General features: G+C 38.4%; 21 protein-coding genes and 1 other annotated feature. Of the genes, 16 read left to right on the top strand and 5 right to left on the bottom strand.

The genetic code is table 11. The features are described 5' to 3' along the window. Positions 1 to 7: 7 nt before the first annotated feature. From ACSKT4_RS17075 to ACSKT4_RS17045, 7 genes are all read left to right on the top strand, one after another. Positions 8 to 679, top strand: coding sequence for an ABC transporter ATP-binding protein (locus ACSKT4_RS17075; protein WP_211742349.1), 672 nt, complete (start codon positions 8 to 10; stop codon positions 677 to 679). After that, positions 672 to 2,180: a PASTA domain-containing protein gene (locus ACSKT4_RS17070; protein WP_186869640.1), complete on the top strand. Its 1,509-nt coding sequence runs from the start codon at positions 672 to 674 to the stop codon at positions 2,178 to 2,180. Before ACSKT4_RS17075 ends, ACSKT4_RS17070 begins: the two co-directional genes overlap by 8 nt. 251 nt (positions 2,181 to 2,431) lie before the next feature. Further along, positions 2,432 to 2,661, top strand: a binding site (T-box leader). A gap of 228 nt (positions 2,662 to 2,889) precedes the next feature. Next, entirely contained in the window at positions 2,890 to 4,329 is a 1,440-nt protein-coding gene (gene proS / locus ACSKT4_RS17065) for a proline--tRNA ligase (protein ID WP_186869641.1), read from the top strand. Between the two features lie 899 nt (positions 4,330 to 5,228). Then, on the top strand, positions 5,229 to 6,386 hold the full coding sequence (locus ACSKT4_RS17060) for a M20 family metallopeptidase (RefSeq protein ID WP_186869642.1): 1,158 nt from the start codon (positions 5,229 to 5,231) through the stop codon (positions 6,384 to 6,386). 66 nt (positions 6,387 to 6,452) lie between these two features. Next, a complete protein-coding gene (locus ACSKT4_RS17055) occupies positions 6,453 to 7,220 on the top strand; it encodes an ABC transporter substrate-binding protein (RefSeq protein ID WP_211742373.1) in 768 nt (255 codons plus the stop codon). Between the two features lie 30 nt (positions 7,221 to 7,250). After that, the gene (locus ACSKT4_RS17050) at positions 7,251 to 7,910 is read left to right on the top strand and encodes an amino acid ABC transporter permease (protein ID WP_186869643.1); all 660 of its coding nucleotides are present in this window, start codon (positions 7,251 to 7,253) and stop codon (positions 7,908 to 7,910) included. Next, positions 7,903 to 8,625, top strand: coding sequence for an amino acid ABC transporter ATP-binding protein (locus tag ACSKT4_RS17045; RefSeq protein WP_186869644.1), 723 nt, complete (start codon positions 7,903 to 7,905; stop codon positions 8,623 to 8,625). The genes ACSKT4_RS17050 and ACSKT4_RS17045 overlap by 8 nt, the downstream gene beginning before the upstream one ends. A 34-nt stretch (positions 8,626 to 8,659) precedes the next feature. Here ACSKT4_RS17045 and ACSKT4_RS17040 read toward each other — a convergent pair whose 3' ends face one another. Together ACSKT4_RS17040 and trhO are read right to left on the bottom strand one after the other, a co-directional pair. Next, complete coding sequence (locus ACSKT4_RS17040) at positions 8,660 to 9,136, bottom strand: glutathione peroxidase (protein WP_186869645.1); 477 nt, start codon at positions 9,134 to 9,136, stop codon at positions 8,660 to 8,662. 88 nt (positions 9,137 to 9,224) lie between these two features. Beyond that, complete coding sequence (gene trhO, locus ACSKT4_RS17035) at positions 9,225 to 10,193, bottom strand: oxygen-dependent tRNA uridine(34) hydroxylase TrhO (protein ID WP_186869646.1); 969 nt, start codon at positions 10,191 to 10,193, stop codon at positions 9,225 to 9,227. Between the two features lie 393 nt (positions 10,194 to 10,586). Here trhO and cspD point away from each other — a divergent pair, with 393 nt between their 5' ends. The 3 genes from cspD to ACSKT4_RS17020 all read left to right on the top strand — a co-directional run bounded on the left by cspD (position 10,587) and on the right by ACSKT4_RS17020 (position 11,837). Continuing rightward, entirely contained in the window at positions 10,587 to 10,784 is a 198-nt protein-coding gene (cspD, locus tag ACSKT4_RS17030) for a cold-shock protein CspD (protein WP_186869647.1), read from the top strand. A 72-nt stretch (positions 10,785 to 10,856) separates the two neighbouring features. Continuing rightward, the gene (locus tag ACSKT4_RS17025) at positions 10,857 to 11,531 is read left to right on the top strand and encodes a class I SAM-dependent methyltransferase (RefSeq protein WP_186869648.1); all 675 of its coding nucleotides are present in this window, start codon (positions 10,857 to 10,859) and stop codon (positions 11,529 to 11,531) included. A gap of 9 nt (positions 11,532 to 11,540) precedes the next feature. Then, positions 11,541 to 11,837, top strand: a complete 297-nt coding sequence (locus tag ACSKT4_RS17020) for a hypothetical protein (protein ID WP_186869649.1) — start codon at positions 11,541 to 11,543, stop codon at positions 11,835 to 11,837. On the opposite strand, the gene ACSKT4_RS17015 is transcribed toward ACSKT4_RS17020, so the two are convergent. After that, on the bottom strand, positions 11,830 to 12,711 hold the full coding sequence (locus ACSKT4_RS17015; RefSeq protein WP_186869650.1) for an NAD(P)-dependent oxidoreductase: 882 nt from the start codon (positions 12,709 to 12,711) through the stop codon (positions 11,830 to 11,832). The two genes, ACSKT4_RS17020 and ACSKT4_RS17015, sit on opposite strands and share 8 nt — an antisense overlap. Before the next feature lie 83 nt (positions 12,712 to 12,794). Between ACSKT4_RS17015 and ACSKT4_RS17010 the strand changes: the two genes are divergently transcribed. Then, a complete protein-coding gene (locus ACSKT4_RS17010) occupies positions 12,795 to 13,244 on the top strand; it encodes a GNAT family N-acetyltransferase (protein WP_186869651.1) in 450 nt (149 codons plus the stop codon). Positions 13,245 to 13,324: 80 nt separating this feature from the next. Beyond that, the gene (locus ACSKT4_RS17005) at positions 13,325 to 13,999 is read left to right on the top strand and encodes a TraR/DksA C4-type zinc finger protein (RefSeq protein ID WP_186869652.1); all 675 of its coding nucleotides are present in this window, start codon (positions 13,325 to 13,327) and stop codon (positions 13,997 to 13,999) included. Positions 14,000 to 14,054: 55 nt separating this feature from the next. Here ACSKT4_RS17005 and ACSKT4_RS17000 read toward each other — a convergent pair whose 3' ends face one another. Then, positions 14,055 to 14,927 (bottom strand): hypothetical protein, encoded by an 873-nt coding sequence (locus tag ACSKT4_RS17000; protein WP_186869653.1) that lies wholly within the window; start codon positions 14,925 to 14,927, stop codon positions 14,055 to 14,057. 112 nt (positions 14,928 to 15,039) lie between these two features. After that, positions 15,040 to 16,338: a S1C family serine protease gene (locus ACSKT4_RS16995; RefSeq protein ID WP_222619012.1), complete on the bottom strand. Its 1,299-nt coding sequence runs from the start codon at positions 16,336 to 16,338 to the stop codon at positions 15,040 to 15,042. 182 nt (positions 16,339 to 16,520) lie between these two features. Between ACSKT4_RS16995 and ACSKT4_RS16990 the strand changes: the two genes are divergently transcribed. The 4 genes from ACSKT4_RS16990 to ACSKT4_RS16975 all read left to right on the top strand — a co-directional run bounded on the left by ACSKT4_RS16990 (position 16,521) and on the right by ACSKT4_RS16975 (position 21,734). Further along, on the top strand, positions 16,521 to 17,207 hold the full coding sequence (locus ACSKT4_RS16990; protein ID WP_211742375.1) for a response regulator transcription factor: 687 nt from the start codon (positions 16,521 to 16,523) through the stop codon (positions 17,205 to 17,207). Between the two features lie 2 nt (positions 17,208 to 17,209). Next, positions 17,210 to 18,544: a sensor histidine kinase gene (locus ACSKT4_RS16985; RefSeq protein ID WP_186869655.1), complete on the top strand. Its 1,335-nt coding sequence runs from the start codon at positions 17,210 to 17,212 to the stop codon at positions 18,542 to 18,544. Positions 18,545 to 18,704: 160 nt separating this feature from the next. Continuing rightward, the gene (gene typA / locus ACSKT4_RS16980; protein WP_186869656.1) at positions 18,705 to 20,534 is read left to right on the top strand and encodes a translational GTPase TypA; all 1,830 of its coding nucleotides are present in this window, start codon (positions 18,705 to 18,707) and stop codon (positions 20,532 to 20,534) included. Positions 20,535 to 20,666: 132 nt separating this feature from the next. After that, positions 20,667 to 21,734, top strand: a complete 1,068-nt coding sequence (locus tag ACSKT4_RS16975; protein ID WP_465823694.1) for a PQQ-dependent sugar dehydrogenase — start codon at positions 20,667 to 20,669, stop codon at positions 21,732 to 21,734. Positions 21,735 to 21,804 lie beyond the last annotated feature (70 nt).

Genomic DNA, 21,804 nt, shown 5'->3' with positions numbered 1-21,804 from the left:
TGAGATTATGATATTAGAAGCGAAGGACTTAAATTATTATTATCAAGATGGAGACATGCGTCGTTATATATTAAAAGATACATCTGTCTCTTTCGAAAAGGGTAAGTTTTATACGATTTTAGGGCAGTCTGGTTCAGGTAAAACCACCTTACTATCATTACTCAGTGCCTTGGATTCTCCGCATAGTGGGTCCGTATTATTTAACGAAGAGGACATTAAAAAAATTGGCTACGAAAAGTATCGCCGTAATAACATCGGGATTATTTTTCAAAGCTACAATTTAATCCCGACTTTTACAGCGGTGGAGAATGTTCTGATTCCAATGTCGATTACGGAAAATGAAGTTCCAGAAGACGCAAAGACAGTGGCTTATAATTTACTAGATTACATCGGTATTGTAAAAAGCAAAGCAGATCGTCGCGTTAATAAACTTTCTGGGGGAGAACAGCAGCGTGTAGCTATTGCTCGTGCGCTGGCCACAAACGTGGAATTAATTCTTGCTGATGAGCCTACAGGAAACCTTGATGAAGAGATGGAGCAGGAGATTATTGATATCTTTATAAAATTGGCACATGAACATGGGAAATGTGTCATTGTGGTTACACACTCCAATGAAATTGCTAAGCAGTCTGATCAGGCTTTTCATTTGAGGAAGGGTGTACTATCTTCCTATGAGTGACTTCTTATCAAAATTTAACAAAGATAAATATGATGATTTGGTGAATGAAAAAGAAGATAAAAAAATAACCGAAGAGCAAGAAAAGGAAGAGGAGACTCTGCCAGAACTAGAATCAGAACCACAGCAGAAGCAGGAAGAACAAGCCTCTGCTGTGGAATCGGAAGAAACAGTGCCTGATCATGGTGCCCTGCTTAATTCGGGCCCTTTATCTTCTAGAAGCGTTAGACGACAGGATGCGGAAGAAGATGTTGAGATTGATCTAGACTATGCTAGGAAAAAAAGACTTCGGATGTGGCTAATTATTTCAGGATCTGTCTTAGCTTGTATAGTAATTTTCTTCGTATATTATATGCTCGTCCATGTGAAGGTGGAAGATTTTGTGGACAAGCCTGTTTCAGATGCTCGCACTTGGGCGAAAGAAAATGATGTAGAAATTGAATTAACACAAGAATATAGTATGGAACATGATGCAAATAAGATTATTTCACAGAGTGTATCTGCTGGTGACAAAATTAGAAAAGGGAAGACGCTCCAATTAACTAGTAGTTTAGGTCCGGATCCAGAAGAGGTTATTCCGCTTCCTGACTTTTCAGTAATGAGTCAAGAGGAAGCCAGGAATTGGATTGATGAAAACAAAGCGGAAAATCTGCAGATGGTCACAGAGTATAGTGATGATTTGGAAGAAGGCGAATTTATTAAGCTAACCATTAAGGATAGTGAAATTGATCCATCAGAATATATGCGTAAAGACAGTGCTGCCGTCTACTATTCTAAGGGGAAAGAAGTCTTCGAAAAGAATATCACCATACCGAACTTTACGGGAGCTACTAAAGAAGAAGTGGAAAAATGGGCAGAAGCCAATGAAATTGATATGACATATGAAGAAGCAGACTCTGATAGTGTTGAAGCAGGAATAATTATTAGCCAAAGCGAAGACCCAGAGGAAAAAATTGCCAAAAGAGATAAAATGAAAGTAGTTGTATCGGCAGGTAAAGCCACAGTAGTTCCTAATTTTGGAGAAGTGACTGCGGACGAAGCTGCTACCAATTACCCGGATCTAGAGGTGACAGTGAAACAAGTCTTTAACGAAGAGGTTTCTTATGGAAGACTAATTTCACAGTCTGTTAAAGCAGATACAAAATTAACGGATAAAGATAATAAAAATGTTACGGTTACTTATTCATTAGGAAAACCGTATTTGGGTGATTTTCGTGGACAATCAGAAGGTGATTTGCCAAGGTTGTTTTTTGACGAATATCAATCAAAAGGCGCTGATATTAAATATATTGTTAAGTATGTCTATGCCCCGGAAGTAAAGGGGACTGTGGTAGGTATGAGTAAATTTAATGAATTCGTGCCGATGACATATACAGTGGAGATACGTGTTAGCAATAATGCTTCAGCCCCGCCTAATACAGACTTTTTCGGGAATGACCCAGAAGGTCCTATAGAAGACCCGCCTTTGGAAGAAGGGGATAATATTGAGATTGATGATAAGTAATAAAGATTGGATTCGATGGAAGAGCTGCCTGTAATCAAAGGCAGCTTTTTCATTTAATGGAAATTATACTTGCATTGCAATATATTTTCCCAATATTATGGAGGTTATTTTTCTCAATTTATGTATACAAAAATAAAGTACCGAAAATAGTATATAACAATTAGGTTGAGAAAAACTTGACACAAACATTTTCTCCTGAAAACTTGACTTTCTACAAATGGCAACTTATATTAAACTTAATATCAAAATATCTAGAAACGTTGATAAGGATTAGTACAATTTAGACTGTCTATTCAGAGAGGGAATGGTTGGTGAGAATTCCCATAGACGTAAATTGGAACCTGCCTTGGAGTTCGCCTTCAGAAGAGAATGACCCAAGAAGAAGTGCGCGGTCCTTGACCGTTATCAAGCTAAGTGTGCTTTCTACTTATCGTAAGTATGAAGTAAACAAGGGTGGTACCACCAAGCCTCGGTCCCTTATACGGATAGAGGTTTTTTTGTGTTTATAAAAATTTTCTCATGTAGTTGATTTACGTAGACTAGTAAGAGAATTAACATTGGTGTGACCTCTCTATGTCTTTGTAACGTTTCATCCTAGATTTTTCTTCGGAAAGTGATAAGTAAAAGAGCCTGGATCACCATCCGTCCGTTGATTAAGCTAAGAAGCTATCTTTTATAAGAAATACTATAAATAAAACGAGGTGTTATTATGGGTAAGAAAAACAAAGCGTTTGTAGAGAAAATTACCGCTATGGAAGACGACTTTGCACAGTGGTATACAGATGTTGTAAAACAAGCTGAGCTAGTAGACTATGGTCAAGTTAGGGGAACGATGATCATCAAGCCATATGGCTATGCAATTTGGGAGAACATCAAAGACGAATTAGACCGCATGATTAAAGCAACAGGTCACTCAAATGTTGCCTTCCCACTATTCATTCCAGAAAGCCTACTTCAAAAAGAGAAAGACCATGTTGAAGGTTTTGCTCCAGAGGTTGCATGGGTAACCCATGGTGGAGATGAAGAATTAGTAGAAAAAATCGCAGTACGTCCAACTTCAGAAGTACTTTTCTGTGACTACTACGCTAAAAACATTCACTCCTATCGTGATCTACCGAAGCTGTACAACCAATGGGGGAATGTCGTACGTTGGGAAAAGACAACACGCCCATTCTTACGTTCATCTGAATTTCATTGGCAAGAAGGTCATACAGCACATGCGACAGATGAAGATGCTTCACAAGAAACAGATCGCATGTTAGAGGTATATGCTGATTTAGTAGAAAAGTACCTCGCAATTCCAGTCCTACGTGGACGTAAAACCGATAAGGAAAAATTCGCCGGTGCAAAATATACATTAACCATTGAAGCACTCATGCATGATGGGAAAGCCCTACAATCTGGAACTTCTCACCACTTTGGTTCAGGCTTTGCTGAAGCATTCAATATTACCTATTTAGATGAAAATGGAAAGAGCCAATATGTCCACCAAACCTCTTGGGGTCTTTCAACACGTATTATGGGTGCGTTAATTATGGTTCACGGCGATAATCGTGGTTTAGTCGTTCCGCCAAGAATCGCACCAACTCAAGCAATGATCGTTCCAATTGCTCAGCATAAAGAAGGCGTATTAGATAAAGCATACGATTTACGAGATCAACTACAATCGATTCTACGAGTAGATATTGATGCAAGTGATAAAATGCCTGGTTGGAAGTTTAATGAGTATGAAATGAAAGGAATCCCAGTTCGTATTGAAATGGGTCCAAAAGATATAGAAAAAAAGCAAGTGGTTCTAGTTCGTCGTGATACAGGCGAAAAAGAATTTGTCGCTCTAAATGAATTAGAAAGCCGTTTACCAGCATTGCTTGAAGAAATCCAACAAAATCTTTACGATAAAGCACTAGCACATCGTAATGAAAAGACTACGGTCGCAACCACAATGGATGAATTCAAACAAACGCTTGATGAAAAAGGTGGATTTATCAAAGCAATGTGGTGTGGAGACGTTGCATGCGAAGAAAAAATTAAAGAAGAAACAACTGCGACATCCCGCTGTATTCCGTTTGAAGCAGAAAAAGTTGCAGATACATGTGTATGCTGTGGTAAAGAAGCCAAAGAAATGGTGTATTGGGCAAAAGCATATTAATAATAGTGCAAAGGCTTGGGAGAATTCCCAGGCCCTTTTTTGACGGATAGGAAAGCATAGAATAGGAATCTTTCCCGCCAGAATGCGGAAAGTCTATTCTCTATGGGACGAGCGGGGATGATGGTAGTTTTGTTATTAGAAGCAGCGAGAGAGCCTCTGTGACTTAGATGAGGGAGAAAAGCAGTAAAAGGTAACAGAGTGTTCATCTCAGTGACTTAAATGAGGAAGGAAAGGGGAAAAAGGTAACAGAGTGTTCATCTCAGTGACTTAAATGAGGAAGGAAAGGGGAAAAAGGTAACAGAGGAGTCATCTCAGTGACCTAGATGAGGAAAGAAAGCAGAAAAAGGTAACAGAGGAGTCATCTCAGTGACCTAGATGAGGAGGGAAAGGGGAAAAAGGTAACAGAGGAGTCATCTCAGTGACCTAGATGAGGAAGGAAAGGGGAAAAAGGTAACAGAGGAGTCATCTCAGTGACCTAGATGAGGAAGGAAAGGGGAAAAAGGTAACAGAGGAGTCATCTCAGTGACTTAAATGAGGAAGGAAAGGGGAAAAAGGTAACAGAGGAGTCATCTCAGTGACCAAAATGAGGAGGGAAAGCGGAAAAAGGTAACAGAGGAGTCATCTCAGTGACCTAGATGAGGAAGAAAAGCGGGAAAAGGTAACCGAGTGTACGTCTCAATGACCAAAATGATATATTGGATATTTTACTGTGATCTTCTACTAAATTGGTAGCCCTCTATTCTAGTAAGTAGTAGAAGATTTCTCCGTTTAACCCGACGTAATTTAATCCCCACGTTTAAACAAACACTAGATATTTCAAAAAAAGTATTGAATAAAAATCAATAAAGTGGTATAAATATACATATTAATTAATAATAATACACAAAGGTGAATGAGACATGAAACAATTATTGAAGGATGAACTCCAAGGTATTGAACAAGATTTATGGGGTATCTGTAAGCAAATGTATGATCATCCAGAGTTAGGTGATCAAGAGTATGAATCTATGAAACTTCTAACCTCTCTATTGGAGAAACATAGTTTTTCTATTGAAACAGGAATTGTTGGACGACCAACTGCCTTTAAGGCGGAATATACAAGTGGAAAGCCTGGTCCGAAAATTGCCTACCTTGCTGAATATGATGCACTTCCGGGGATTGGTCATGGCTGTGGGCATAATTTAATTGGGACGATGAGTGTTGGAGCAGGAATCACACTTAGTAAAGTAATTGAGGAAATCGGAGGAAGTGTGGTTGTTCTTGGTACACCAGCAGAAGAAACAAATGGTGCTAAAGTACCGATGAATGAGCAAGGAGTATTTGACGATATGGATGTTGCGATGATATTACATCCTAGTGATCAGTCTTATGTTAGTGGAGAGTCCCTTGCCATGGATGCGATTCAATTTGCGTATTCTGGAAAAGCCTCTCATGCAGCTGCATCCCCAGAGAAAGGGATTAATGCACTAGATAGTGTTATTCAATTGTTCAACGGTATAAATGCTTTAAGGGAACACCTTCCGACCGATGTACGTATCCATGGGGTTATAACAGAGGGAGGAAAAGCGGCAAATGTCGTTCCTGATTATGCAGTGACACAATTTTATATTCGAGCTAAAGCACGTTCTTATTTAAATGAAGTGGTTGAAAAGGTTAAGAATATAGCCACCGGTGCAGCACTAATGGCAGGAACGACTTTGGAGATATCTAATTATGAACTTAGTTATGACGATATGATTACAAACCAGTCTTTATCAGATGCTTTTACAAAAAATTTAGCACAAACTAGTGATTTACCTATACTAGCAGCCAAGCAATCGTACGGCTCGATTGATATGGGCAATGTGAGTCAGGTTGTTCCTGCTATACATCCTTATATCGGGTTAAATAAGCCTGGTCTAGTTGCACATACAAAGCAATTTGCCGAGCAAACGATAACAGAGGATGGGTACAAAACTCTTAAATCTGGTGCATTGGCACTGGCTGGAACAGGGTTTGATATTATTACCAATAAAGATTTACTAGAGTCAATCAAGAGTGAATTTGAAACAAGGTGATTTTTTATACGTGTTTATGCATAATTAATCAATATTATCAATGTTTATAAAGGGAGAGAATTCATGATGAAAAAAACACTACTTACTTTGGTGGGAATTGTACTACTTACCTTCTTAGCTGCTTGTAACGCAGGAGAAGCGAGCTCTACTAATAAAGAGGAGAAAAAGGTATTGAAAATGGCTACATCTGCAGATTTTCCACCATTTGAATCCTATGACGAACAAGGTAATTTTACGGGCTTTGATGTGGAATTAGCGCAGGCTATTGCAGATGAATTAGGTTATGAATTAAAGATTCAAGATATGGATTTTGATGGGTTGATTGGTTCCCTGCAAGCAAAACGTGTGGACATCGTACTTGCTGGCATGAGTGCAACAGAGGAGAGACGGGAGAATGTTGATTTTTCTGAACCGTATCATCGTTCAGGGGAAATGTTTATAGCAAAAGCAGATCAGCAAATGGAAGACCTTTCTAACTTAGAAGGAAAAGTAGTAGGTGTGCAGTTAGGGACGATTCAAGAAGAGGGTGCTGAAAAATTAGCGGAGGAATACGGGTTTGAAGTGAAAAAAGTAGATAGTGCCAATATTTTAGTTCAGGAATTGAACTCTAATCGTATTGATGTGGCATATATGGATAAAACCGTAGCTACAGGATACATTACCTCTCAAGGCTTTACAGGATTTGATGACCCAACCACTAGTTCTCCAGGGATGGCAATTGCTTTTCCAAAAGGGAGTGAGCTGGTAGAAGAGGTCAATGCCATTTTAAAACAGTTTGAAGAGGATGGAACACTAACAGCTTTAGAAGATAAATGGTTATCTGAGTATAAGTAATTTTACAGCGAGAGAGTGAGGTGTGAAGGCATGAATTTGGACTTTAGCCAGATTGTGCCTTCAATTCCTTTTATTTTAGAAGGAATTGGAGCAACATTAAAGTTTGTTAGTGTATCCATTATCGTTGGTTTCATACTAGGAACAATATTAGCTTTATTTAAAATTAGTAAAAAGAAATGGCTGAAATGGCCAGCGGATTGTTATACATCGATTTTTCGTGGGACGCCATTAATATTACAATTAATGATCATTCATTATGCTGTTCCACAATTATTTGCCTATGATATACCAGTGTTTTTAAGTGCAGTGCTAGCATTCGGACTTAATTCTGCTGCGTATGTATCAGAAATTATCAGGGCAGGTATTATGGCTGTTGATAAAGGACAAGTAGAGGCAGCGGAGGCGCTAGGTGTAGGGTTTAGACCAATGATGGTAAATATTATCCTTCCACAAGCAACCAAAAATATATTACCTGCATTAATGAATGAGTTTATTACGTTAACGAAGGAATCGGCACTAGTTTCTACAATCGGTTATATGGATTTAATGCGACGAGCGGAGATTGTCGGAGCGCAACTTTATCGTAACTTTGAACCACTGTTAGTTGCTGGTCTTATTTATTGGGTCATGATATTTATCCTAACTAATATCGGTAGTTGGGTCGAACGGAGGATGAGGCAAAGTGATTAAGACAATCGATCTTACTAAATCATTTGGAGATAACCTAGTATTAAAAGACATTACTACTACGATTGATCAAGGAGAGGTTGTTGCTATAATTGGTCCTTCTGGTTCTGGTAAATCAACCTTTCTACGTTGCATCAATTTATTAGAGGACCCAACAGGTGGCTTTATTTGGATCAAGGATAAGGAAATAACCAAACCTCAAGTGAATAAATTAGCGATAAGAAAAAATATTGGCATGGTATTTCAGCATTTTCATTTGTTTCCTCATATGACTGTATTAGAAAATGTTACGTATGCTCCAATAAAAGTAAAGCATATGAAAAAGGATCTAGCCGAGAAGATTGCGAAGGAACTACTTGCAAAAGTTGGGTTGGCTGAAAAAGTAAATGCCTATCCAAATCGTTTGTCAGGTGGACAAAAGCAGCGTGTAGCTATTGCAAGAGCTTTGGCGATGGATCCGGAAATTATGTTATTTGATGAACCCACTTCAGCGCTTGATCCAGAAATGGTGAAGGAAGTATTAGACGTTATGAAGGACCTCGCACAAACCGGTATGACAATGGTTGTTGTCACACACGAAATGAATTTTGCCAAAGAAGTAGCGGATCGAATATTTTTTATGGATGAAGGTCAGATAGTAGAAGAAGGGAAGCCAAAGGATTTCTTTTCTAAGCCAAAGACAAAAAGAGCAGAAGACTTTTTATCGAAAGTGCTTTAAAAAACGCGGGCGAGCAAGTCTCACCCGCGTTTTATTATCCTAATAACTTAACAACGTCTTTCTCTATTTTATCGGGTGTTGTTTGTGGGGCAAAGCGTTTTGCGACATTGCCATTTTGATCGACTAAGAATTTAGTAAAATTCCATTTAATATCTTCCGACAAAAAGCCCTTTGCCTCGCTTGTTAAATGTTTAAACAATGGATGCGCATCTGGACCCTTTACATTGATTTTCTCAAACATTTGGAATGTAACCCCATAGTTCATTTTGCAAACCTCTGCTATTTCCTCTCCTGAGCCTGGCTCTTGATTACCAAATTGGTCACAAGGAAAGCCGAGAATTTCCAAACCTTTATTCTGATAGGTTTTATATAGTCTTTGTAGTCCTTCAAATTGAGGAGTAAATCCACATTTACTTGCGGTATTCACTATCAGTAAAACTTTACCTTTATAATCACTTAAATTCTTAGTTGCACCTTGCAATGTGACTGCGGAAAATTCATATATACTCATGGTATAATTCCCCTCCTTAAATTCATCATAGCAAATGGATGGGATTAATAAAAATAAAAAAGACGACCATTGGTCGTCTTTTCACCACTTATTGAGCTACCTTTTCTTCTAGGGCAATGATTGCTAGTCTGCGATCAATTTCCTCTTGAGTTAGGTTATGCTCTTGTACATATAGATTTCTTGGGTGTACACGGCATTCATGTGTACAACCACGCATATATTTATGCTCATTTTCTTCTGAGCAGAGAATTTGTTTATTACATTCAGGGTTAGCACAATTTACAAAACGTTCACATGGCTTCCCATCGAAGTAATCCTTACCAACAACAACATGTTCTTTACGGTTAATGTCTACAGCAATACGTTCGTCAAACACATAGCATTTCCCATCCCATAGCTCACCTTGAACTTCAGGGTCTTTACCATATGTTACAATCCCGCCGTGAAGCTGTGCAACATCTTCAAAACCTTCTTTAATCATCCAACCAGTGAATTTCTCACAGCGAATCCCACCTGTGCAGTACATTAAAATCTTCTTACCTTCAATAAGGTGTCTGTTTTTACGTACCCATTCTGGTAGCTCGCGGAAGTTATCGATGTCAGGGTTAAGTGCACCACGGAAATGACCTAATTCATATTCATAGTCATTACGAGTATCCACTATAACAACGTCATCACGTTCCATTGCTTCACGCCACTCTTTTGGCGTTAGGAATTCACCAGTTAATTCTTTTGGATCAGGATTTTCTTCTTCATCTAAACGAAGCGTTACTAACTCTTTACGTGGGCGAACATGCATTTTCTTGAAGGCATGACCTTCATGCTCGTCTACTTTAAATGTTAAATCAGCAAAGCGAGGGTCATTGTGCATCATTTCCATGTACTTGTTTGTGCTTTCCACGGTTCCAGATACAGTACCGTTAATTCCCTCTTTCGCAACTAATACTCTTCCTTTTAATCCGACTTCCTTACAAAAGGCTAAATGTTCTTTTGCAAAAGTTTCCGGATCTTCGATGTCTACATACTTGTAGTATAATAAAACTCGATAATCTCCCATTTTCATTACCACCTATCATTCATATTTGCAAGATATAAATGTTGGTAGTCGCTATTTACTTTTTATAATCTTGCAAGTGTATAGTTTAACAAGTTTTTAGTGGAAATTCAACTGCTTTTTGAGTAGTAAGTTTATCTGTTTTGTTACGTTTTCACTTGTTTATTATTCAATTGCTTTTATTTTGCATAAAATTCAAGTTGTCTAATAATTTTTTGAATTTTTTTAAGTAAAACATTCTCATTCACTTGATTTTTTCTATTCAAAGGGGTAAAGTATAGGTAGCAAAAGGTAATTGAAATTAGTAATACTTTACGATCTCTTTATCCGAAGTAGGTGTAAAAGTATTAGGGTTCAATTGTACTTTGCAAGCTATTTGATAAGGAGGTCATATAAATGACTGGTAAAGTAAAATGGTTTAACGCAGAAAAAGGTTTCGGTTTCATCGAGCGCGAAGACGGTGACGATGTATTCGTACACTTCTCAGCTATTCAATCTGAAGGTTTCAAAACTCTTGAAGAAGGTCAAGACGTTGAATTTGAAATCGTTGAAGGTAACCGTGGACCACAAGCAGCTAACGTTGTTAAACTTTAATTAAAAACACAACTACAAGGCTTATCTCAAGTGAGATAAGCCTTTTTATATAGTATAAGCTGAGGTGAGGGGATGAATTCCTTTAATTGGACCGTAAAGTCAAAGCAAGAATGGAATGATCGGGCAGACTTTTGGAATAGTCGAAGCAAAAGCATGTGGGATAGTGGTAGTAGAAGAGATATCATTCCATTTTTAACTAGTCACCTTCATAGCCAAGCTAAAGTATTAGATGTTGGTTGTGGGGACGGCTATGGAACCTATAAGCTGCATGCATTAGGCTATGATCCTGTTGGTGTAGATATTTCAGAAGAGATGATTGCCTATGCTAAAAAGCGTGGCACTACCATTCCTTTTTACGTCGCAGATGCATCGAACCTACCAGTGGAAATAGAATCGGTAGATGCTATTTTAAGTATTAATGTATTAGAATGGGTTGAAGTACCAGCTATTGCGCTACAGGAATTAAAAAGGGTGTTAAGAAAGGGAGGACTTCTTTGTGTAGGAATCCTAGGTCCAACTGCAGGACCAAGGGCGACTGGTTTTCGGAAAGTGTATGGTGAAAAGACTATTAGTAATTCGATGATGCCTTGGGAATTTCAAAAGCTTGCAATAGAAATGGGCTTTGAATTGGAGGATGAACTAGCCGTGTACAAAGAAGGCGTAACAGAACGTCATTATGAAGGATTATCTACTCCGCTCAAACAAGCAATAAGCTTTATGTGGGTATTTTTGTTACGAAAAAAGTAGGTGAATAAGTTGGATAGGAAACAACTAGAAGAACAAATTATAGAAAAATATCAAAACGATGAAAAAATGATGATTTTAATTTTTGCGCAGTGGTGTATAAACCATGAATTAGAACCTGTTAAGCTATACCAAATGGCATACCCAGGTCAAATGAAAAATCATGCTTTAGAGGAAGCGATGGAATTAACCGTTCCCAAAAATGAAGCAGAGGATATTCCGAATGAGACCGTATTAAATGTCCTGCAGCTTTTTGGGAACGATGACTTAGCTTTTGTTGTCCAAAGTGAAATAGAAAAGTTTAAATAGATGAATCGAATAATTTAATTAATGCTTGTGTACCGCTATCTTCTTCGCCCTTTTCTGCTAATTCCTCATATAACTGGAGAGATAGCGCAAGACCTGGTGTAGATAGTCCCATCTCCTCTGCAGATTCTAAGGCAATTTTCATATCTTTAATAAAGTGTTTTACATAAAAACCTGGTGCAAGGTCTCCTTCAATCATACGTGGACCGAGCTTCGATAAGGAAAAGCTTCCGGCTGCTCCGGTCGTGATGGTATCTAGTACGCGAACAGGGTCAAGCTTGGCTTTTTTTGCATAGACAATTGCCTCACAAACCCCAATCATATTTGTCGCTATTGCGATTTGATTACTTAACTTCGTATGCTGACCAGCACCAGCCTCACCTTGAAGAACGATATTACTGCCCATCGCTTCAAAGATTGGGTAGACTGTATCAAATGCGACTTGGTCTCCACCAACCATAATCGCCAAAGTACCATTTCTAGCACCAATATCTCCACCTGAAATCGGTGCGTCTAACGCATGTATTCCTTTTTCGGCTGCCTTATTGTATATTTCCTTCGCTAAAGATGGCTTGGAGGTCGTCATATCAATGATATAAGTTCCGGTATTAGCATTTTCAATAATACCATTTTCACCAAAGTACACTTGCTCCACATCTTGTGGGTAACCGACAATGGAAATAATAACTTCTGATTCTGCTGCTAATTGGGCAACAGAGTCTTTCCATGCTGCTCCTTGCTCTAATAACGATTGTGCTTTTTCCTTTGTTCTTGTATAAACAGCTACTGGATAGCCTGCTGAAAGAAGGTTTAAAACCATACTTTTCCCCATAACACCTGTACCAATAAATCCAATCTTTGTATCTTTTGTAAGCATAACATGACACTCCTCTCTAGGCTTTACTATATAATGAAAGTTAGGATTATAAAAGTGAAAACATTCTGAGGAGTTGGACAAGCATGGATTGGCATATCAAGAAATTTCAAGAGTTAACAAATGATGAATTATATGAAATATTAAAGGCTAGAACAGATATTTTTGTAGTGGAGCAAGATTGTCCATATCCTGAATTAGATAACCAGGATCAAGAATCATTACATTTCTACTTAACCGTTGATGGAGAATTGGCAGCTTACATACGATTACTCCCTAAAGGATTAAAGTATGAAAACTATGCAGCAATCGGTCGGGTATTGGTTGTGAAAAAATTCAGGTCAAATGGCTATGCTCGTCAAATAATGGAAAAAGGTATTCAGTATGTCCACGAGCAGTGGCATGAGAATGAAATCAAAATACAGGCGCAAGTGTATTTAAAGAAATTCTATGGGTCTTTCGGGTTTGAACAAGTTTCCAAAGAATATTTAGAGGATGGCATTCCACATATTGACATGGTTCTAAAACGAAATTAAAGAATCATTATGTGCCTTTTACACATAGTATTATTAGCAACCTTTTTCAAGTCAATCCGTTTTATAGAGGAGGCTAATAAATGATTTCAGGTGAGCAATTGAGTCAGTTTAAGCATGCATTATTAGCTCGGCAAAATGAATTGATTGACCATGTTCAGGATCATTATGGGTTGTCTCGGGAATTTATTAAAGAATCAATGGGAGAGCTATCGAATTACGATAATCACCCTGCAGACCATGGAACAGAGTTATTCGAAAGGCAAAAGGATTTAGCCCTCAATGAGCATGTTGAAAAGGAACTAGAGGAAATAAATGAAGCACTACATGCCATTGAACAAGGAACATATGGTATTTGTCGAGAGTGCGGTGCGGATATTCCTTTGGAGCGGTTGCAAGCTATTCCTACTACAGATCGTTGTGTGCATCATGCAACGAACCATACATTTAATCGTGAACGTACGGTTGAAGAGGAAGTGTTTAGCCCAAATATTAATCCAAATGAGGTGTCCGACGAAGAACAGGTTGGCTATGACGCCGAGGACACATGGCAGGAAGTAAGTCGTTATGGAACTTCAGAAACCGCTGCAGACTTCTATGGTGATCAAGAGGATTACGATGAGATGTATCCGAATCATGACGAAAAAGTAGGTCATGTAGAGGATATCGAGAACTTTGTAGCTGCAGACCAACATGGTAATTTCATTGGTGTAACCCCAAATCATAATAAATATGAAAATCAGCTAGAACAAGAATAAATGGAAGCACACAACAATCCATAGGTTGCTGTGTGCTTTTTCTTGATGTTCTCATCTACGGTAAAAAGTAAAACAGTTCTCTCATGATACTTCCAAATAGGGAGTTTGAAAATAGTACAATTAATAAAAGCTCTGATACATATAGTCCCAATAAGGTATAAATCTTATCGAAACCATCCCCCTCTTTTTCCCACAAAATAAGTACAGGAACGACAAAAATCGACCCTACTACACCAATAGCCAATAATAGGACGGGGATGATTGGCATTTGAACAATCAGCAATATACTACCAGATACATAAAGTAGGCCATATGGTAATATATAAGCCCCGTACTTACCAAGAACATCTAGAAACGATAAATTTAACTTTATAAGTTTTGCTGCTGCAAACGTAATACCGATAAAGCCTGCAAATAATAATATGTATATGAATAATGGCACTAAAAATCCATAAAACATGGATGGTGCTGGCATGAAAAAGCTGTTCCGTGAGTAGATGGCCATAGGGATAAAAGTACTTAAAGAAATAAACAAAGCAATTGCTACTAATGTAATCAGTGCTGAGTACTTATCCTTATGATTAGCTTTTCTGGCCATACTAGGCTTTTTCACTAACGTCATAAAGAAGTAACCGAAGTTAGTAAAGATGGAACCTAATTGATCGGCAAAGTCGTTTTTGTTTTCTGTTGTTTGATGTGTTTCTTTTTCTTGTGCATGATAGGTACCGGTAGCTTCACCTTCAGATGGTGTTACTAAATTGGTAGCTTGGGAAGGGATAGCCTCTTCTTTGCTTGTTGAATCAACCTTTTCCTCAGGAAGTTCTTCTGTTAATCGGTCATTATAGTCTTCGTTTTTTTCTAGTGGTGATCCACAATGAACACATAACGCCCCTGTCCCTGATTCATGGTCACAATGTTCACACTTCATAACTCCACTCTCCATTTATTGAATAATAATTAAATGATACTATAAACAAATTCGGCAGAAAAGGACAAAAATAGATAAAAAGAAGGGAGAGGTACCCTTCTTTTACACTGGTTTATTCATTTTTATCCATTAGCTCAAGGTCAATGACTTGTTTTTCGCCATTTCGATATATTTCCAGTTTAACCGTGTCACCGACTTTGGTTTCCGAATACATGTATTTTCTAAGTTCTAGCGCTGTTGGTGTTTCATGATCATCGATTTTCGTAATGACATCAAATTGCTGTAATCCAGCTATTTCGGCAGGTGAGCCTGGTTCTACACTTGCTACGACCATACCTTGCTCAACGCCATCTGGAAGAATAATATTATGGCGATATTGCATCGGAACTTGGTTTAATTTAGCCATACTAATACCAATAAATGGACGTTGCACTTTTCCATTGGTTTCTAGCTGTTCCATGATGGGTAGGGCAGTGTCAATTGGAATTGCAAAACCAATTCCCTCTACTTGGGTACTGGCTATTTTCATGGAGTTAATACCAATTACTTCTCCATTAGCATCAACTAATGCCCCACCACTATTACCAGGGTTGATTGCTGCGTCTGTTTGAATAACCTCAGTGACCCAATCGGCTACCTGATCACCAGTTGTATCGACTGACACGGATCGATTTAATCCACTAATTATCCCTTTTGTTAACGAGTTGGCAAATTCTATACCTAATGGATTACCGATAGCAAATACGGTTTCCCCAACTTGTTTATCTTCCGTTGTACCTAATGTAGCAACACGGTTTACTTTCTCCCCGTCTATCTCAAGTACTGCTAAATCGGTTAATTCATCTGTTCCGAGTACTATTGCTGGGATACGCTCATCGTTAGCTAATACGACCTCGACCTGCTCGGCACCATTTACGACGTGATGATTAGTAACGACATATGCTTTTCCATTTTCTTTTTTATAAATGATACCAGAGCCGGTTCCTGCTTCTTCACTGTTTGTCCAAATGCTTTGACGTTGTAAATTAGTTACTCCTACCACTGCTTCCGAAACTTCTGCAATGTTTGTAGAACTGTTAGCATCTTCTGAGGCCATGGTAGTGATGACGTTTTGCCCCGAATGATGATTGGTGCCTTGTGCACTATCCGTTTTGCTTGTATTCCCAAATGCTATGACATTCGTGAAGAGAAGTACTAAAAGAACAGCTACCGGTATTAAACCTCCCACTAAGCCAAAAAAGAATGCCTTTATGTTAGAAGGACCTTTTGATTTTTCTTTTTTCTCTTTTGGCGTCGTATGTGGCTTGGTTAGTCCTGGATCATCAAGCTGTTCTGCTTGGTAAGGTATATTATCATGATTTAATGAATGTTCTTGCTCATTTTGCGGATTATGTTGTTCATTGTGCTCCATAAAACATTCACCCTTTCTTAATCTATAGCTATAACATACCCTTAAGGCTCGGCACAGCTTAGGTATAAATGTGGAATAAATGTGGAAATATGCAAAATTTATAATGCGTTTCTTTTATTTAATGGTAAAAGGGTTTAAAATTTTAGATGTAAACTCTATTAGAAAATAGTGTGGTGATAAATATGAATTATCATATTGCAGTGATTGAAGACGACCCGAATATCCAGGCAATCGTCTCTGCCTTCCTTAAAAAAGAGGGATATGAAGTGACGGTAATGGATACGGCAGAAAAAGGGATGGAACTATGGGAAGCAAATCCCCCTGATATGTGGATTGTTGATATTATGCTACCAGGTATGGATGGCTATGAATTTTGCAAAAAAATCCGGAATGAAAGTGAAGTTCCAATTATTATTGTGTCTGCGAAGGATGAAGAAATTGATAAAATTCTTGGTCTAGAATTAGGTGGCGACGATTACTTGACCAAGCCATTTAGTCCGAGAGAGCTTATGGCACGTATTAAACGAATATTTAGGCGATATCGTCCAGAGGAAAAACAGGAGCACCATGAAGGAAATCAAGTTATTGTCGATCGTTTAGTCATTGATAAGAATAACAGACGAGTTTTTTGGGATGAAGATGAAAAAGATGTCACAACAAAAGAATTTGATATGCTGCTTTTATTTGCTCAAAATGTCAATCGAGCCTTTTCTCGGGAGGAGCTTTTAACACGGATTTGGGGAGATGATTATTTTGGTAGTGATCGAGCAGTGGATGATTTAGTCAAACGAATTCGAAAAAAACTACAAGAGCTACCACTAGAGACGGTATGGGGTTTTGGTTACCGACTCAGGGATAAAGAGGAATAGCGATGAAGCTTCAGTATCAATTAAATGCGGCATTTACAGCGTTACTACTTATCATTATGGCGGTTACGTTTTACGTTGTGTATTCATTAATACTAAATTTATTAATTCAAGATGAACAAAGACAGCTTGAGCAAAAAGGTGAGATTATTGTAAGTGTATTAGATGAAGCATTCATATCAAGGGAAAATATAAGAGGCTTCAATGAATTTTTACAAGAACAGGATTTACAATTATTCTTGTATGATCGCGGGCAAAATATGGTACATTTCTCTACCTTACCGACTTCTGTCGTAACAGGATTATTTATGAATAATGATTTTAGTAATCCTAATGAAGAGCTATGGGAATACGGTAATGAGAAATATGTGACCTCTCGTATTCTAATTGTGCCACAAAGTCTTGGATTAGAACTGATTTTACTTACGCCATTACAGGATCTACAAATTGTGCAACAGGATTTTATTGTACGGATGTTAATTGTTTTCCTTATTGGAGCGCTTGTTGCAATTGGTCTCAGTTACTTCTTAACAAGAAAGTTAGTAACACCGCTAACTAGGCTCAAATATCAGTTGAAGAAAATTGAGAATAGGGACTTTGATGAGGTAGAACCGATTCAGGCATCAGGGGAAGTAAAAGAGGTTGCACAGAGTGTTTATGATATGGCAAATGAGTTACAGCGCTATATCAGTACACAGCGAACGTTTTTCCAAAATGCTAGTCATGAATTAAAAACCCCACTAATGACTATTCAAGGCTATGCGGAAGGAATAAAGGAGAAAATTTTTGAAGCGGAGGAAGAGGAAAAAGGTCTTGAAGTCATTGTTTCTGAGGTGAATCGACTGAAGAAGATTATTAATGAAATGATATTACTTGCGAAGCTTGAGAGTGAAGAAATCTCGTATCATCAAGAAAAGATCGCATTGACAGATTTAATCAATAAAGTCATGGAACGGGCCTTGCCTATTGCAACCGAAAAGGGTGTCACACTTCAGCAACAGGTAGAGGAGCAGCTTTATCTAATAGGGGATGAAGAAAGAATTTTACGTGCTTTGTTGAATTTGACCTTTAATGGTGTTCGCCATGGACATAGTCAGCTCCTTATTACAGCACAAGAGAGTAATGGACAAGTGCAAATCATAATTGAAGATGATGGGGAAGGGATTTCTGAAGAATTAATGCCACATATTTTCCATCGTTTTGTTAAAGGTAAGAATGGAGAGACTGGATTAGGTCTTGCCATTGCGAGGGCTATTATTGAACAATCCAATGGGAAAATTGAAGCTAGTAGGTCCAATTTAGGCGGGGCTAAATTCACATTAAGTTTTACGAGGGATTAACACTGTTGACTGTCATAATGGATAGATTCAGGAGGAAGATGAGCTCACCCCCGGAGTACATGAGCCCAAAGTAGTCGATAAAAATAAAAAGACAGTATTCACGATATATGATATAATAATCTAGTTTGATTCAGTCGGATACAAGAGGAGCGTACTTTTTATGCAATTAAGAGAAGATATTCGTAATATCGCAATTATTGCGCACGTTGACCATGGTAAAACAACATTAGTAGACCAATTACTGAAGTACTCTGGTACTTTTCGTGAAAACGAGCAAGTAGACGAACGTGCAATGGATTCCAACGATATTGAGCGTGAACGTGGAATTACGATTTTAGCCAAAAACACAGCGATTAGCTATAACGATAAAAGAATTAACATCTTAGATACACCAGGACACGCAGACTTCGGTGGAGAGGTAGAGCGTATTCTGAAAATGGTTGATGGTGTAGCTCTAGTAGTAGATGCCTATGAAGGAACTATGCCACAAACACGATTCGTGTTAAAAAAGGCACTTGAGCAAAAATTAACGCCAATTGTTGTGTTAAACAAGATTGACCGACCTAATGCAAGACCGGCAGAAGTAGTTGATGAAGTATTAGATTTATTCATAGAATTAGGAGCGGATGATGAGCAATTAGAATTCCCGGTTGTATATGCATCTGCACTAAATGGTACTTCAGGCTATGAGCCAGAAGATCAACAAGAAACAATGGATCCAGTATTCCAAACGATTATTGAACATATTCCTGCACCACAGGATAACCGTGATGAACCATTACAGTTCCAAGTGACATTGCTTGATTACAATGACTATGTTGGACGTATTGGGGTTGGACGTGTTGTACGTGGAACGATTAAGGTAGGGCAACAGGTTGTTGTTATTAAGAAGGACGGCACACAGAAGAACTTCCGTATAAGCAAGTTGTTTGGTTTCTTTGGTCTGAAAAGGATGGAAATTGAAGAAGCAATTGCTGGAGATATTGTCGCAATCTCAGGACTTGAGGACCTAAATGTCGGTGAGACGATTTGTCCACAGGATCATCCAGACCCACTACCAGTATTACACATTGATGAGCCGACTTTACAGATGACGTTTGTTACAAATAATAGTCCATTTGCTGGTCGTGAAGGGAAGTACATAACTTCTCGTAAAATTGAAGAACGTCTAATGAAACAGCTTGAGACCGATGTAAGCTTACGTGTAGACCCTACAGAATCTCCAGATGCATGGATTGTTTCTGGTCGTGGGGAATTGCACCTGTCTATTTTAATTGAGAATATGCGCCGAGAAGGTTATGAGCTACAATTATCAAAACCAAAGGTTATTCTTAAAGAAATTGATGGTGTGCTTTGTGAGCCAGTTGAACGCGTACAAGTGGATGTTCCGGAAGAGCATACAGGTGCAATAATGGAATCCCTAGGTGCACGTAAAGGTGAAATGCTCGATATGGTCAACCATGGTAATGGTCAGGTTCGCCTAGAATTCAAGGTTCCTTCACGTGGATTAATTGGATATTCTACAGAATTTATGTCTCAGACTCGTGGATATGGTATTCTAAACCATACATTTGAGTCTTATGAGCCTGTTATTAAAGGGCAAGTAGGAGGAAGACGTCAAGGAGTACTTGTTGCTTTAGAGAATGGAAAAGCATCTACTTATGGAATTATGAACCTTGAAGACCGCGGAATCATTTTTGTTGAACCAGGTACAGAAGTTTATGCTGGTATGATTGTTGGGGAGCATAACCGCGAAAATGATCTAACTGTTAATATTACAAAAGAGAAGCATCTAACTAACGTTCGTTCCGCTACGAAAGACCAGACATCAACTATTCGTAAAACGAGAACGATGTCACTGGAAGAAGCGATTGAATACTTGAATGATGATGAGTACTGTGAAGTAACGCCAGAATCCATCCGTTTACGTAAGAAAATTTTAAATAAAAATGAACGTGAAAAAGCAGCAAAACGTGAGAAGCAAGTTTAATGTTTAATTAGAGGATATCATTGGGAACTACCATTGATATCCTCTTTTTTCATTAGGTAGGTGGATTATACTTATAAAATCAAGATGACTCCTTTACAATGGAATAAAATACTATTGGAGGAGTGGTTGACCATTCGTATATTTCTATCACTGATTATGTTATGTATCCTTATAGGCTGTTCTAATCCAGATGATTCGTTCCAACAGACCAACCCAACGGAAAATGATCTGACGTACGAAGTAGTTATGACCAACTTGCAAGAGCCGTGGGAAATCGAAATGCAAAACAATCAGTTTTTCATCAGTGAGCGTAATGGTTTTATTGTGGAAATCGCAGATGGAGACATGAGGCGAGTACCAGTAGCATTAGAAAAAACGCTATCGAACCAACCTGAAGCAGGCCTGTTAGGCATAGCTATTCCTAGCGAATTTAGGGATAGAGCCTTTGCCTATTATTCGTATGCTGATGACCAAGCGTACTATCAACGCGTCGTAGAAATAAAGCGAACGAAGGATCAGTGGGAAGAAAGTAAAGTATTGATCGATCAAATTCCTGGAGGACAGTATCATCAAGGCGGTCGTATCCAGATAGGTCCCGATGATAAACTGTATATTACAACGGGGGATGCTTCTATTCCAGAGTTAGCACAGGATGTAGCAAGCTTAGCGGGAAAAATTCTTCGCATGAATTTAGATGGCTCTGTACCATCGGATAATCCATTTCCGAATAGCTATATCTATTCTTATGGTCATCGAAATCCTCAAGGGTTAGCTTGGGATTCGGATGGCAACTTGTATGCAACGGAACATGGTCAAACTGCCCACGATGAGATTAATCAAATTAAAAAAGGAAATAATTATGGTTGGCCAGTGATTGAGGGAGATGAAATAAGCGAAGGGATGGAGACCCCAATTGTGCATTCAGGAGAAGATACATGGGCTCCTTCGGGTATGAGCTACCTGGATGAAACATTTTATTTCGCATCATTACGTGGGGAAGGAATACGACAATTTAACCCTGATACAAAGCAGGTTAAACTTGTTTTTTCAGATGTAGGTAGAGTACGCGATGTTTTAGCTACGGATGAAGGGTTATATGCTATTACGAATAATACAGATGGACGTGGTAACCCAGCCGAAGATGATGACAAACTATTATTTATACCATTTGATATGTTGAGTGAGCTTCCTTCTGAATAAGGAGCTCTTTTTTTATTTAGAAGGAATCGGAATTGTGTTTCTCATAATTAATGGTAATACCAATAACCTT

The sequence above is a fragment of the Ornithinibacillus liuyingii genome, from assembly GCF_055550225.1.
This window is presented reverse-complemented; position numbering and strand designations above follow the sequence as displayed.

Coding starts and splice junctions, on each gene's coding strand:
- ACSKT4_RS17075 (WP_211742349.1), top strand. CDS start 8: ATGATATTAGAAGCGAAGGACTTAAATTATTATTATCAAGATGGAGAC.
- ACSKT4_RS17070 (WP_186869640.1), top strand. CDS start 672: ATGAGTGACTTCTTATCAAAATTTAACAAAGATAAATATGATGATTTG.
- proS (WP_186869641.1), top strand. CDS start 2,890: ATGGGTAAGAAAAACAAAGCGTTTGTAGAGAAAATTACCGCTATGGAA.
- ACSKT4_RS17060 (WP_186869642.1), top strand. CDS start 5,229: ATGAAACAATTATTGAAGGATGAACTCCAAGGTATTGAACAAGATTTA.
- ACSKT4_RS17055 (WP_211742373.1), top strand. CDS start 6,453: ATGAAAAAAACACTACTTACTTTGGTGGGAATTGTACTACTTACCTTC.
- ACSKT4_RS17050 (WP_186869643.1), top strand. CDS start 7,251: ATGAATTTGGACTTTAGCCAGATTGTGCCTTCAATTCCTTTTATTTTA.
- ACSKT4_RS17040 (WP_186869645.1), bottom strand. CDS start 9,136: ATGAGTATATATGAATTTTCCGCAGTCACATTGCAAGGTGCAACTAAG.
- trhO (WP_186869646.1), bottom strand. CDS start 10,193: ATGGGAGATTATCGAGTTTTATTATACTACAAGTATGTAGACATCGAA.
- cspD (WP_186869647.1), top strand. CDS start 10,587: ATGACTGGTAAAGTAAAATGGTTTAACGCAGAAAAAGGTTTCGGTTTC.
- ACSKT4_RS17025 (WP_186869648.1), top strand. CDS start 10,857: ATGAATTCCTTTAATTGGACCGTAAAGTCAAAGCAAGAATGGAATGAT.
- ACSKT4_RS17015 (WP_186869650.1), bottom strand. CDS start 12,711: ATGCTTACAAAAGATACAAAGATTGGATTTATTGGTACAGGTGTTATG.
- ACSKT4_RS17010 (WP_186869651.1), top strand. CDS start 12,795: ATGGATTGGCATATCAAGAAATTTCAAGAGTTAACAAATGATGAATTA.
- ACSKT4_RS17005 (WP_186869652.1), top strand. CDS start 13,325: ATGATTTCAGGTGAGCAATTGAGTCAGTTTAAGCATGCATTATTAGCT.
- ACSKT4_RS17000 (WP_186869653.1), bottom strand. CDS start 14,927: ATGAAGTGTGAACATTGTGACCATGAATCAGGGACAGGGGCGTTATGT.
- ACSKT4_RS16995 (WP_222619012.1), bottom strand. CDS start 16,338: ATGGAGCACAATGAACAACATAATCCGCAAAATGAGCAAGAACATTCA.
- ACSKT4_RS16990 (WP_211742375.1), top strand. CDS start 16,521: ATGAATTATCATATTGCAGTGATTGAAGACGACCCGAATATCCAGGCA.
- ACSKT4_RS16985 (WP_186869655.1), top strand. CDS start 17,210: ATGAAGCTTCAGTATCAATTAAATGCGGCATTTACAGCGTTACTACTT.
- typA (WP_186869656.1), top strand. CDS start 18,705: ATGCAATTAAGAGAAGATATTCGTAATATCGCAATTATTGCGCACGTT.